17 protein-coding genes are annotated in these 13,061 nt (G+C 57.5%); 15 read left to right on the top strand and 2 right to left on the bottom strand.

Features of this window, described 5'->3' with window-relative positions:
• Nucleotide 1 precedes the first annotated feature (1 nt).
• From arsC to O3W47_RS23170, 15 genes are all read left to right on the top strand, one after another.
• Nucleotides 2-424 (top strand): arsenate reductase (glutaredoxin), encoded by a 423-nt coding sequence (arsC, locus tag O3W47_RS23240; RefSeq protein ID WP_269314684.1) that lies wholly within the window; start codon nt 2-4, stop codon nt 422-424.
• Nucleotides 399-1,127, top strand: coding sequence for an arsenical resistance protein ArsH (arsH, locus tag O3W47_RS23235; protein WP_269314881.1), 729 nt, complete (start codon nt 399-401; stop codon nt 1,125-1,127). The genes arsC and arsH overlap by 26 nt, the downstream gene beginning before the upstream one ends.
• A gap of 145 nt (nt 1,128-1,272) precedes the next feature.
• Entirely contained in the window at nt 1,273-1,470 is a 198-nt protein-coding gene (locus tag O3W47_RS23230; protein ID WP_153775524.1) for a hypothetical protein, read from the top strand.
• A gap of 107 nt (nt 1,471-1,577) precedes the next feature.
• Entirely contained in the window at nt 1,578-1,862 is a 285-nt protein-coding gene (locus O3W47_RS23225; RefSeq protein WP_269314683.1) for a hypothetical protein, read from the top strand.
• 50 nt (nt 1,863-1,912) lie between these two features.
• Nucleotides 1,913-2,485 (top strand): hypothetical protein, encoded by a 573-nt coding sequence (locus O3W47_RS23220; protein ID WP_269314682.1) that lies wholly within the window; start codon nt 1,913-1,915, stop codon nt 2,483-2,485.
• A gap of 414 nt (nt 2,486-2,899) precedes the next feature.
• Nucleotides 2,900-4,321, top strand: coding sequence for a hypothetical protein (locus O3W47_RS23215; RefSeq protein WP_269314681.1), 1,422 nt, complete (start codon nt 2,900-2,902; stop codon nt 4,319-4,321).
• Nucleotides 4,322-4,324: 3 nt separating this feature from the next.
• Nucleotides 4,325-4,966 carry a hypothetical protein gene (locus tag O3W47_RS23210; protein WP_269314680.1) on the top strand — a complete coding sequence of 214 codons (642 nt, stop codon included), beginning with the start codon at nt 4,325-4,327 and terminating at the stop codon, nt 4,964-4,966.
• Complete coding sequence (locus tag O3W47_RS23205) at nt 4,932-5,426, top strand: M15 family metallopeptidase (protein WP_162695763.1); 495 nt, start codon at nt 4,932-4,934, stop codon at nt 5,424-5,426. The genes O3W47_RS23210 and O3W47_RS23205 overlap by 35 nt, the downstream gene beginning before the upstream one ends.
• A 169-nt stretch (nt 5,427-5,595) precedes the next feature.
• Complete coding sequence (locus O3W47_RS23200) at nt 5,596-6,672, top strand: rolling circle replication-associated protein (RefSeq protein WP_269314679.1); 1,077 nt, start codon at nt 5,596-5,598, stop codon at nt 6,670-6,672.
• Between the two features lie 691 nt (nt 6,673-7,363).
• Complete coding sequence (locus tag O3W47_RS23195; protein WP_269314678.1) at nt 7,364-7,930, top strand: YceI family protein; 567 nt, start codon at nt 7,364-7,366, stop codon at nt 7,928-7,930.
• A gap of 111 nt (nt 7,931-8,041) precedes the next feature.
• Nucleotides 8,042-8,431 carry a COG4315 family predicted lipoprotein gene (locus tag O3W47_RS23190; RefSeq protein ID WP_269314677.1) on the top strand — a complete coding sequence of 130 codons (390 nt, stop codon included), beginning with the start codon at nt 8,042-8,044 and terminating at the stop codon, nt 8,429-8,431.
• Nucleotides 8,432-8,436: 5 nt separating this feature from the next.
• A complete protein-coding gene (locus O3W47_RS23185) occupies nt 8,437-8,943 on the top strand; it encodes a sigma-70 family RNA polymerase sigma factor (RefSeq protein WP_269314676.1) in 507 nt (168 codons plus the stop codon).
• On the top strand, nt 8,940-9,719 hold the full coding sequence (locus O3W47_RS23180; protein WP_269314675.1) for an anti-sigma factor family protein: 780 nt from the start codon (nt 8,940-8,942) through the stop codon (nt 9,717-9,719). Before O3W47_RS23185 ends, O3W47_RS23180 begins: the two co-directional genes overlap by 4 nt.
• A gap of 3 nt (nt 9,720-9,722) precedes the next feature.
• Nucleotides 9,723-10,367: a cytochrome b gene (locus tag O3W47_RS23175; RefSeq protein WP_269314674.1), complete on the top strand. Its 645-nt coding sequence runs from the start codon at nt 9,723-9,725 to the stop codon at nt 10,365-10,367.
• Between the two features lie 467 nt (nt 10,368-10,834).
• On the top strand, nt 10,835-11,464 hold the full coding sequence (locus O3W47_RS23170) for a DUF1062 domain-containing protein (protein WP_080817064.1): 630 nt from the start codon (nt 10,835-10,837) through the stop codon (nt 11,462-11,464).
• 73 nt (nt 11,465-11,537) lie between these two features.
• On the opposite strand, the gene O3W47_RS23165 is transcribed toward O3W47_RS23170, so the two are convergent.
• A complete protein-coding gene (locus O3W47_RS23165) occupies nt 11,538-12,236 on the bottom strand; it encodes an HpcH/HpaI aldolase family protein (protein WP_137451972.1) in 699 nt (232 codons plus the stop codon).
• A gap of 12 nt (nt 12,237-12,248) precedes the next feature.
• A complete protein-coding gene (locus O3W47_RS23160) occupies nt 12,249-13,055 on the bottom strand; it encodes an SDR family oxidoreductase (RefSeq protein WP_080817066.1) in 807 nt (268 codons plus the stop codon).
• Nucleotides 13,056-13,061: the final 6 nt, after the last annotated feature.

Below are 13,061 nucleotides of genomic sequence, written 5' to 3'. Positions count from 1 at the left end.
AATGGACGCCACGATTTATCATAACCCGTCCTGTGGGACGTCGCGCAACACGCTGGCGCTGATCCGCGCGGCAGGGATCGAGCCGACCGTGATCGAATATCTGCGGGAACCGCCGACACGCGAAAAGCTCGCAGGAATGATTGCGGATGCGGGCCTGACGGTGCGCGAAGCCATGCGCGAGAAGGGGACGCCTTATGCCGAGCTCGGTCTCGACAATCCGGACCTGACTGAGGACCAGTTGCTCGATGCGATGATGAAAACACCGATCCTCATCAATCGCCCCTTCGTCGTAACACCGCTCGGCACCAGGCTCGCTCGTCCTTCAGAGGTCGTGCTGGATATTCTGCCGGACACTTTCAAAGGACCGTTCTTCAAGGAGGACGGCGAGCAGGTCCTCGATAGTGAAGGAAAGCGCATTGCCTGACAGGTTTCCCGCGTTGCAGGCGCATCACCTGCACGACATTGACCCGGAGGCTCTGCGCCCGGCGTTTTCGACCCATAAACCACGCATCCTGATCCTTTATGGCTCGCTGCGCGAGGTGTCCTATAGCCGTCTGCTGGCATTCGAGGCCGGGCGGCTGCTCGAACGGCTCGGTTGCGAGGTTCGGATATTCGATCCGAAGGGCCTGCCTTTGCCCGATGAAGCGCCGGCCAGCCATGCCAAGGTGCAGGAACTGCGTGAACTTTCAGAATGGTCGGAAGGACAGGTCTGGGTAAGCCCCGAACGCCATGGCGCGATGACCGGCATCATGAAGTCGCAGATCGACTGGATTCCCCTTGCAATCGGTTCTGTACGGCCGACACAGGGTAAGACGCTCGCCGTCATGGAAGTGTCAGGCGGCAGCCAGTCCTTCAACGCCGTGAACCAGATGCGAATTCTCGGCAGATGGATGCGGATGATCACCATTCCCAACCAGTCCTCGGTGGCAAGGGCGTATCAGGAATTCGACGCGGAAGGACGGATGAAGCCGTCATCCTATTATGACCGGGTCGTGGATGTCTGCGAGGAACTGGTGAAATTCACGCTGCTGACGCGTGACGCTTCCAGCTATCTCACAGATAGATATAGCGAACGCAAAGAGTTGGCAGATGAACTTGAGAAACGTGTTTCGCTTAAATCAATCTGACAGGGTGAGTTTGGTTCAACCTTTCGGCGGGCATTGCAATGAGCAATAGCCGCATAAATCCGGAGCCACATCATCAAATAAGTTCCATAATCTATCTTATGCGATCTAATTGGGGAATTTCGTGAACATCTGAAAGGGATCGTTCATGAAAGGTATCGTTTCCGTTCTCGTGAAACCGATTGGTGCACGTCTCGGCGCTCTCGCCGCTGGTGCCCTTTCCGGCCTTGCAATCTCCGATCCGGTGATTGCATCCCGCGTTGAAGCGTGGGTTCTGGCCGGTGTCTTGCTTGCTGCCGATCTGGTCGGCAGCTACCTGAGGTCCAAGACACAGGAGGTTCGTTAATTCCTGAATTTCCTGCTCCCGATCCTTGGGTTGGGAGCATCCCTCATTGGGGGCAATTCAGCAAAAAGGCAGGCCAAGCTCAGGCGAACTCTCAGTACGCCAATGACATGGCTGCGTCCGTTCAACAGCGGCAGTGGTATCTCGATGATAAGACCGAGAACCGCATTTACGATTTCGCTGTTGAACAGGAAGCGCGTGCTTATGATAAAGCACAGCTTGAAGACACCCGCGCATATAGTCGTCAGGTCTTGAGCCATCTTTCGGAGGATGCTCAAGCCGCTGGGTTTAATCCCTTGACGGTACTGCGCGGTGGTGGCGCGTCGTCTTACAATGCCGCTGCGGGCCTTGCGCCCTTGTCGGCCACGCGCTCGTTCTCCTCCCTCCCCAGCTGATGAATGTCCCTTCGAAGCAGGCTGTCGGCGGATCGTCTACTGCGACCGCCATGCAGGCTGTTGGGGACTTCCTCGAAAACTTCGATCCCTTCGCGGATCAGAAGAAAGAGCAGGAATATCAGCTGGTTGCCAGTCAGATTGCTGCGCTCAATTCTGGCGCTCTGTCCGGTGTCCCTCGTGGTGCCGGGTCGTTTGCCTCTGGCACAACAGAACGGCGTCCGTCCGGTGTCGGCGGCGCGCTTGCTAAGCCAGCCGGTAATCGGCTTCTCGATCCGTCTTCAACTAATCCTGACAGGTTTTACAAACCTATTGAGGCTGGTGATGCTCCGACGATTAGCACGCTCGGTATGCGGTCAACCGATGGCCGGTATGGATGGTTTGAAAATCCGTGGACGCCGGACGGCAACACCTTCGAGAATAACTATGGCGAAGTTGGCGGCGCTATTTATGGCGTCGGCAAGATGTTTATCGACGGAGCATATTCGGCGTACCGCAATAGAAAGTCGATGAGTGAGGATGTTGGCAAAGCGTTTCGTAAGTATACGAGCGCCAAGCCGTCAGCAAAGGCGCGGCGTGAATACTTTAAGAATATCCGGGAGAGCGTTCCGAGCTTGGCTCGTTAACTCATTATTCCCGCGATTATTCCGAAGAACGCTAACAGTACTGAGCCGAATACACCCATCAGGAAAATGAAGGCTGCGACGTTCAGTGCCAACTGCACGATAGGTGTCATCCGATGTCCTCACGTAAAAAGTGTTCCGCCTGTATGCGGCGGGCCGCAAAGCTAAAGCAATTTTTCAAACGGTTCAAGAAAGGACCAAAAAATGGCAGGACCTAATTCAATTGCTAATAGTCGCACTCGGACGGAGCCGCTTGTCGCGCCCCGCACGATGCGCCGCCATTCTGCGCGGGGTATTACGTCCCTCCCCGCTGGCAAAATGGTCCCCCTCGCCGCCTTTCCGGTGCTCCGTGAAGACGCTGTCCGTTCCGGCCGTCTCCGTTTCTCGTTCGAAATGATGGAAACGGCGGAAGTGCTCATGAATGCCATCAACGTTCGTTGTATGGCGTATTTCGTGCCTATGCTGGCTCTCGAACGTTTCAACGGTTCGATGGATCAGCTGAACCTCTCCTATGAAGGCAAGCCGCCGCTTGAGGGTGAACAGGTCGTTCCGTTCATCGAACAGATCGCCTTCGGCGCTCACGGCTCGAACGACATTTACCGCTATCTCGGCCTTCATGGCCGTGCTGATCAGATGGTGAACTCGTCGTATGTCGAGGCGTACAACCAAATCTGGAATTTCCGGGCAAAGAACCGGTCGCCGGATTTGACGCTCCGCAACCGGCTCGATACCGGCCTCGCTCCGGCTTTCTGGTCTCATGAGCGTTTCGCGCATATCGTCCCCGATTTTGATCAGGCAGTCATTGACGGCGAAGTGCCGCTCAATGTCGTCAACGCCGTGATGCCGGTTAAAGACCGCTTCGGCGGTGACAGCTTCCGCATCAAGGGCGATATCGACGGTGTTGAGCGTCTCCTTATGACGCCGCCGAATAGTGCCGTGGTGAACGCCAGTAATAACGGCACCATGCCGAACCAGAACCAGCATTACACGCTGGCCGGCATGTTCGCGGAGTTGCAGGAGAACGGCATTACCGTGTCCCTGTCCAACATCGAAATGGCCCGTAAAACGCAGGCTTTCGCCAAGCTTCGCCAGCAGTACAACATGCATGATGATCACATCATCAATCTGCTGATGGATGCCATTTCTATTCCCGATCAGGCGTTCAAGCAGCCCATGCTGCTGTCCGATCGCAAGACGATTTTCGGCATGTCCAAGCGTTATGCTTCGGACGCCGGAAACCTGACGGAAAGCGTGGTCAACGGTATGACCGGGCTGGATATGTCGATCCAGCTTCCCCGCATCAACACGGGCGGCATCATCATGGTCGTGGCGGAAATTACGCCCGATCAGCTTTTCGAGCGGCAGGAAGACCCATGGCTTAACAGCCTCGTGGTCGATGATCTGCCGCAGTACCTCCGTGACACGCTCGATCCTGAAAAGGTCGATGTGGTCAAAAACAGCCGCATCGACACGTCCCACGCCACGCCGAGCGCCACGTTCGGTTATGAGCCTCTGAATGGGCGCTGGAACATCGACACGCCCCGCGTCGGTGGGCGTTTCTACCGCCCTACGGTCAATACGGGCTTCGATGAAGACCGGCAGCGCATTTGGGCTGTCGAGACGATCAACCCCACGCTTTCGACGGACTTCTATCTGTGCACGAACATGCACACCAAGCCGTTCGTCGTGACCAATCAGGACCCCTTCGAAGTCGTCACGCAGGGCGATGTTTTCATCGAAGGAAACACCGTGTTCGGCGGCCATCTGGTCGAGGCCACGGACGATTACGAAAAGGTGCTTGCGGTGGCTCCGCAGGGCCGCATTGAAAAGGAGGCTTAATCAATGGTCGTGAAGCTTAATTCTCTCTCTCGCTGGTCTGCGCTCGATCCCGCGCAGGCCATCGTATTCGACGGTTCGGACATCGCGGAAAGGCGTGTCCGCATCGATTTCAACCTCGAAGCGGCAACGTCGTTCTTCATCGTTGACCGCGACGGCGTGGAAAACTTCCTCTGCGCCCTGCCTGCTGGACAGGAAACAATCGAGTTCAGCGCGGCTGGAACGTTCAGCGTTTACGCGGAGGCCGGGTCCGGTGCTGTGCATTACGTCAGCGCGGACCTTGAACCCACGTTCTCGGAAGTGGTTGATCCGGTGATATTCACCAAGATCGCGAACCGTCGCCATCGCAACCCGGAACTTGAAGAAATGATGTTCCGGATGAACCAGAACCTTGAACGTCGCCTTGCGCAGCAGGCCGACGAATTCGAAACCGCGCTGGCACGTCGGCGCATGGAGGAAGAAAATGGCCGATCAGCTGAAACCGTCGTCTCCGACGCTCCGGGAACGGTTGCTGGCTCTGGTGGCGCACAAGTACCAGCACAAGGCGCAACAGGTGAAGAACCCGGCGAAACTCCCCCTGCCTCGAATGCAGGCGAACAGCAGGGAGGCGCAGGTGGCGGACAAACCGGAACCAGTCCGGCCGCCTGACGGCGACAAATACGCCTCTGAGCTTCGGGGGATGATCGACCGGTCATTCCTCCTGAGCGAACGCCACAAGGGTCAGCACAATCGTGCTGACCGGTCCCGTGGTCACCCTACCCTGCTCGAATTTGAGCGGGTGCTAATTAAGCGTTTCGCAAAACTTGGCGTGCCAATGTTTGCCCACTGCGTGTATCGAGATGATGTCGAGCAGCAGCGCTTATACGTGAAGGGTCTGAGCAAGGCGAAGCCGGGGCAGTCCGCCCACAATTACGGCCTCGCCGTCGATATCGTGCATGGCACGAAGGCATGGGACCTGACGCGCAAGCAATGGGACCTCGTCGGCCATATCGGCAAGGAAGTCGCGGCCTCCCTCGGAATTAAGGTCGAGTGGGGCGGTGACTGGTCGTTCTACGACCCGGCCCATTGGGAACTCGCCAACTGGCGGGACATCGGGCCTCGTAAGTAACTCAAGCCTCTTTGGCGTCTGAAAAGCGTGTCCGCCGCTAGCTCGGCGGGCGCGTAGCCGTGCCTACCTACCTCCCGGAATGGGTCAATGCTTGGAGGGAGGTAGGTAGGCGCGGCGTTCCACCTTCCCCTTGGTAATAGGTGCATTTAGTGACAGGACACGAAAACTCATGTGTTTGAACCCCGTAAAAATAAGCGATGTAGGCGTCGTGGCCTGTCGCGAATGCTGGCAATGCCGGGAGACCAAAGTTGACGATTGGGTCGGACGGAACATTGCCGAAAGTAAGACGGCAACAGCCTCGCATGTCGTAACCCTGACCTACGGGCAGGATCGCTCAACCGGCGATATCGATCATATTCGGGCTGCTGTGCTGACTTACTCCGATGTGCAAAAATACCTGAAGTATCTCCGCGCCGATGGGTTTCCCGTTCGGTATTTCGTCGTTGGCGAATACGGCTCCATGAAGGGCCGCGCTCATTGGCACATCATTCTCTACTGGCAGGGGCCTGTCCCCGATCATCAGTTGAGAGAAAACTTCATGCAAAAACATTGGCCGCACGGCTGGTCCTATTGGGACAAAAGCACACCCGAAGCGGTGCGCTATGCCTGCAAGTACCTCCTGAAAGACGCCGCTGACGAAGAACAGCAAGGCTGGGGGCCGATGGTTTCCAAGAAGCCGCCGCTTGGGCATGAGTATTTCAAGCGCCTTGCGCATGAGTATCTCGATGCGGGCTTGTCTCCGCAAAACCTCATGTACAGCTTTCCCGATGTGCGCCGTGTCCCGAGGACACTTCGCGCCAAAACGCATAAGCAGTTTCGGGAAGCGGCCAAGCCGGTTCAGTTCCACATGACCGGGAAAACGGCGGAAAACTTCCTGCAATATTTCATCGACATTTGGGATGAAAAGCATGGTGATCTCCCTCCCCGGTCGGAGATCATTTGGGACTTTCTCGATACCGGCGCTACGCCGGTTTACGATGAATTCCTTTATTCGGAGCAACGCTCCAAGGGGCCTGTCCCCGTCGCCCCGCCATTCGAAGGGGCAATTGTGCAGTTTTGCGAGAAAGCAAACTGCTACTTCACCGCCACTGCCGGTGTCCGGCTGTGGTTCTCAATCGATCAAGAGGGAGATGCCGGATGGCACGTAAAAATAAAGCCAAAAAGTCACAACCCGTACGAGACAGAACGCCTGTGGCGTCTCGCCGGGTTTCAAACTCACGTTCCTACAGTCCCAATAGACCTGTAGGCCCTGCCGTCGCCTTACAGGTGAGGCCGATTGCTCGGACGCCGTTTACGGTGACGGCTAAGCGCAAAAACACGATGCCGATTTATTCGGACGTCAAGCCGTCTCATGCGCGGGCAGCCCCTGCCCTCGCTCCTATCTCTCCCAATAAACCTGTAGCTGGCAAGAAGTTGCAGCGGGCGACCATTCGGAAGCCCAAACAGGTATCCACGGAACCCCGCCGTCACTCTATGCTGTCCCTAGCGCCTCACACACCTGAGCCTGACGCAAGGAAGTCGTCCGAAAGGGCGCGCGATTTACCAGTGTGTAAAAAGCGTCCAGACAGCAAAAAAGCAGCCCGGTCTAAGGGCGGCGGCGGAGGTAGAAAATCCTTTGTCCCGTGGTGTTAATAAAGTCTTGGGAAGTTCATTATAATGCTTGACGAGTGAACCCAAATCAGTTCACACAGATTATGTAACGTGAGTTACGCAAGTGTATGAAAATACACTGTCACTAAACCCCTGAAATTCCACAATCTATCTTATGCGATTATTGTTTGTGGATTGAAGCTATCTCCCTTATGGGTGTTTTCCCGGCACAATCAAAGGCGGTCTCTCCTATGGGCGGGATTTTGAGGGTCCGCCGGCGTGGTGCGGATTAAACCTCTTCCTTTGGTGTTCTCCTGAGTGCGACTACTCATGAAGGAGCTTGCGCCGTGAAATATTCCTACTCCATCACTTTCCTCATCGCGGCATTGGTTTGCACGCCGGTCTCTGCCAATCCATTCTCGTCGGCGGCCGGACGCTATCGTATCGATCCTGCCTCTCACATCCGCTTCTCAATTGCGCAGGTTGCCGGTCCCGGGATCAAGGGCACAATTCCCGATATTTCCGGCCGCTTCGACATCGACCCGGACCAGCCGGCCAGATCTTACGTGGAAATCAGTCTCAACCCTTCCAGCGTCCAGACCGGGCAAGAACGTGTGGAAAATTTCCTGCGATCCAGCGCGGTTTTCAATATCGCCGTCTATCCGCAGATCGTGTTTCGCTCCAGCCGCGTTACGCAGGACGGACCGCGCAGCGCGGTGGTTGAAGGTATATTGACAGCCAGAGGCATATCCAGATCCGAAACGTTTCACGCGACATTTGTTGAACAACAGAAGGGATCCGTCACCCTCCACGTCACCGGCAATGTTGCACGCCTGCCCTATGGCATGGGTGTCGGAGTGCCGCTCTATTCGAATACGGTCGCATTCGACATCGATTTGAAGGGCGTCAGATAAAGCGCTGGGGCATCAAAAAATCGAGCGGCGGTGGGATTAAATGCCGCGGGCGGGTGTTTGTCTAATATCGGGCATGTCGTCCGATCCGTCACCCTTAAGAGGACTATCGTCATGCGTGCACGTCATTTCGTTCTGGCCGGCGTAGTAGCGCTTGCCGCCACCGCCGCCCTTGCCGAACCATATGCCGGTGGCGCCGTGGTTGAAAAGGCAACGGCCAAAGGCACGATCCTGACCGACGCCAAGGGCATGACACTCTATACATTCGACAAGGATACCAATGGCGTATCGGTCTGCTACGACGGCTGCGCAAAAAAATGGCCGCCCCTCGCCGCCTCGAAAACCGACAAGGCGGATGGCGACTATAAACCAATCTCCCGCAAAGATGGTACGATGCAATGGTTGCATGACGGGAAGCCGCTCTATCGCTGGCAGATGGACAGCAAGCCCGGCGATGTCACGGGCGATGGTGTCGGCGGCGTCTGGCACATTGCCAAGGAATAGTGTCCATGCCGGATTTTCTGGACGAGATGACGAGTTGCATACCAGCGCTTCGCCGCTATGCGAATGCGCTCACGCACGACCGTGACACGGCTGACGATCTCGTCCAGGACTGTCTGGAAAGAGCCATCCGTAAAAAGGCGCTGTGGAAACCGCAGGGGCCGTTGCGTCCATGGTTGTACCGGGTGCTTGTCAACGTCTACCGCAACAATCTGCGCGGCCGAAATCGCCGGCCCTCGCAAATCCCGATCGATGATGTTGCGGAGCAGCTGTTCGTGCCGGCGGCGCAGATGGGCAGGATTGCGCTTGCTGAAATGGCCCGTGCCATTGAAAAACTGTCCGGCGAACATCGCGAGGCCCTGCTCCTCGTCGTCGTCGAGGGCCTCAGTTACGCGGAAGCGGCAAATGTTCTTGAAATTCCGCTGGGCACGCTGATGTCCCGTCTGGGCCGGGCCCGAACGGCCCTCGCCCGGATGACCCAGGAAGACCAGCCAAATCTCAAGGTGATAAAATGACCGGCAGCGAGCCGCAGATAACCGAAGCCGATCTGATCTCTTATGTCGACGGGCAGCTCGAAGACCGGCGGCGAGACACCGTTCGTGCCCACCTCGCCTCCAATCCGGTCGACGCACGCAAGGTTGCGATGTGGCAGCAGCAGAATGCGACGCTGACGGCTCTCTACGGCCCTCTTGATACCGACGCCCTGCCCGAGCGCCTCGATGTCTACCGCATCGAGCGGCGCCTGCGGTCGCAGCGCGCCGATTGGCGTAACATGGCGGCGGCATCCATCCTCATTCTGGCCGTTGGCTTGGCAGGCGGCTGGTTCGGGCGCGGGATGGTGTCTCAGGTCGCAGAACCTGCGCACTCTATCGTGGCGGATGCAGCACAGGCGCATAGGCTGTTTGCGAGCGAGGTTCTGCATCCCGTCGAAATTCGGGCAGATGCGGAGAATGCTTCCAGCCTGCCGAAATGGCTTTCGAAGCGGCTGGACCGCAAACTGAACATTCCCGATCTCACCCGCCACGGTCTGTCCCTTGTCGGCGGCCGGGTTCTTCCCAGCTCCGAAGGCGCCGCCGCGCAGCTGATGTATGAAGATAAAAGCGGGCAGCGCGTCACTCTCTATATCGTGGCTGCAGCCGATTCGAGCGACACCGCCATGCGGCGCTCCAGCGTCGGTTCACTGGAGGCCATCTCCTGGGACGACGAAACCATCCGCTGCGCTTTGGTCGGCAACCTGCCGTCCGACCGCATGGACGCCATCGCGAAAGATACCTATCAACAATTGAGCTAGCCGATGAGATATTTCGAGGATCATTCCGATAGCGTATCAACGCGGGAACGGCCGTGGCGTAATACGCCAATATCCTATGGATTGGTGGCGATAGCGTTCCACTGGACAATCGCCGTGCTTTTTCTGGCGCAGCTTGCGCTGGGATATCTGATGAGCCGCGACAATATCGACCCGGTTCTTCAGTTCGACCTGTTCCAATATCACAAGTCGATAGGATTTCTGGTGCTGGCCCTCGCCGTGCCGCGTTTCCTGTGGTCGGTTTTCAGCAGAAAGCCGCAGGCTCTTGAAGGTGAAGGGCTGGCATCGAGGTTCGCCGCGCGGGTCGCTCACGCCGCATTGCTGTTCCTTACGCTCACCGTTCCACTCGCCGGCTGGGCGATTGCGTCGACCTCGCCTCTGCAAATCCCCAGTTACGTCTTTGATCTCATTGTCGTGCCGGGATTGCCCCTGCGGATTTCCGATCAGGCGGAGGCCTTCTGGAGCGAGGTTCACGCCACCCTCGCCTACCTTGCCGCAGCCATCGTATTGCTTCATGTGGCGGCGGCGTTATGGCACCATTTCATCCGCAAGGACGCGATTCTCCGACGTATGCTTCCGTTTCCGACAGCCGCAGATAACAGGCGCAAAACCGCCGCCTCTAAAGAATAAATGCACGAGCCATTTTTATTTAAATATCAGTTTTTGTTTATTTTACGAAATGCAGCGTCAGTCCGATAACGTCGTTTGAACCGGAAAGAATGGGCGGGTCGCCTGACGTTGCATAAAAGTCGCATCACAACGGCTTTCAGACTCTTCGCCGCGCTGGATGACTCTGTTTCGGAGCGATCGTTTGTTATTGTTGCCGCCGAAGAGCATTGGCGCATCGAGGTAGACTTTGCCTAAGTAAATACCGGTCTCAATCCAGTTTCACCCGTATTGCCGGATAGCCACAGGCTGTCGGCGTATGATCATGTTCATCGGGTGGTGGCAAGAGACCGGTCTGGCATTGTTACAATGTGCCCTGCGCAGCGCCGCTGTCTCAGCTCTTCACCACCCCAGAACACCGCCATGCCGTTCCCGTAAGGGTTTTCTCCTGCACCATCTTGGTGGACTTCCGAATGGAAGACCAAGAGACTATGTGCAACTTACTTCGGGTCCAATGGACCATTACGCCACGAACGGCGCCCCAGCCCTGGCTTGCATGCAGCGGATGCGGCGGCCTGAGGGCATTTCAGGCCAGCGGCAAGATCCGGCTTAACGCCAATGGTCGCAAGCTGGATGCCTGGCTTATCTATAGATGCATAATCTGCGACAAGAGCTGGAACAGGCCGATTTTCGAGCGGCAGAATGTCCGGGACATAAGCCCTGCCGTTCTCGAAGCGCTGCAGTCCAACGATCCGCAATGGATAAGGGCGGAGACATTCAACCTCGAAGCCTTGAGACGTAAATCGCAGCGCGTCGACGAGTTTCCCGAATTCGATATCGTGAAACAGATACGGGATGAACCTCCCGACTGGGTCATGGCGGAGATCGATCTCACGGTTCCGTTTCAGGCCGGCATACGCCTTGACCGTCTGCTGGCATCTGAACTGGGGCTTTCGCGGTCGATGCTGCAGAAGCTTCAAGATGACGGTTCGCTTCGGACGCTGTCCAACCGTTCCGATCTTTTGCGGCGGCGCGTTAAAAACGGCACCCGGATTGTGATTGTGCGCTGCGACGGCTTCGATCCGGAGCATCTGTGGAAACCCGTCACGGCGGAATTCTAACGGCATAACGAGGGCCTGAAGGTTCAGGCCCTCGCTTGCGGCATCGTTAAATCGGAAAATCTCCTGCCCCGAGTCAGGCGAGCGCCTTCTTCACCGCAGCGAGACCACGGCGCAGGAACGGATCAGAATGGACGTAGAAGAATTGCACGCCGCGTTCCCGCCAGTGCGGCATTTCATCCAGCGTCGCGAGCGTTCCCGCAATCTTTCCGGCTGCGCGTATCTTGTCGACAGCGATGGCGACCTTCTCCATCACCACGTCCGGGCGCGGTTCGCCGAATGGCGGCGCGGGCGGATAGCCCATGTCCTGCGAAAGATCGCCGGGGCCGATGAAGAAGACGTCGATGCCCTCCACCGTCAGCATCTCGTCCAGAGCATCGATCGCATCGACGGTCTCGATCATGGCGATGACCAGCCGCTTTTCATAATCGGACGGCAAGGCGTAACGCACCGCATCGACAATCGCGCGGGCCTCGTCAGCATTGCCGACCATGGGCACCATGATCCCGTCCGCGCCGGCATTCAGATAGCGAATGACAAGCGGCCGCTCGTGCGAATGCGGTCGCACGATGGCAGCACCACCAACGGAGCGTACCACCTGCCCGGTCGCCCGCACATCCTCGAAACTCCATGTGCCGTGCTCGCAATCGAGGAAGACCGCGTCCGCGCCCAGCTCCACCAGCCGGGCGGAAAGGCCCGACGACGTATGGTGCGGGGTGAACATGCTGATAGCCTCACCCGCCGCAAGACGGGCGCGCAGCTTTGCTCCATTCATGGACGTCTCTCCCTAGTTCTTTTTCGGCATATCCGGCGTGTCGTCCGGCGCGCCCACCCAGCGCGCGACTTCGATATCCTTCGATGTGTCACGCATATGGGTCGGGCAGATGTGCAGTTCCGGAATGACTGCGCTTTTGTTCAGGCTGGCGCAAAGCAGGATGGCGCGGGCCACGTCATGCGGATCCATCATCACGGCGCGTTCTTCCTTGAGAGGCGGACGCGCGCGGTTGTTCATGATCGGCGTATCCGTCTCGCCCGGCAGAATGGTCGTCGCCCGGATACCCTGGTTGCGATAGGTATTGTGCAGGAAGGTCATGAAGTTCTTCACACCCGCCTTCGCCGCACCATAGGCCACGCCGCCCAGAAGATTGGGATTGAGGGCTGCGAGGGAGGAGACGGTGATGATGGTCCCCTCACCCTTTGCGATCATCTCCGGCAGCACCGCCTGCGTCAGGTTGAACACGGCCGTCAGATTGACATTGATGGTGGCGTTCCACTCCTCCTCGCCAATGAAGCGGGCGTTGAGCACCTTGCTGGCGGAACCGGCATTGTTCACCAGAATATCGATGGGACCGACGGCCTCGCCGATAGACTTGACCGTGTCGAAGATCGCCTCGCGCGAGGCGATATCGAGCGTGCGGGCAATCGCCTTGCCCTTTTTCTTCTCGATCAGTTCCGCGACCTCGCGCAGCGGATCGAGGCGGCGGCCGGTCAGAACGACAGTCGCCCCTTCTTTCGCCAGCAGAATTGCGGTTTCGCGGCCGATGCCTGAACCGGCGCCGGTTACCAGCGCAATTTTTCCGTTCAGCAGTCCCATTCTCAT

The organism is Agrobacterium sp. LMR679 (assembly GCF_027157905.1).
Lineage (GTDB): Bacteria > Pseudomonadota > Alphaproteobacteria > Rhizobiales > Rhizobiaceae > Agrobacterium > Agrobacterium leguminum.
This window is presented reverse-complemented; position numbering and strand designations above follow the sequence as displayed.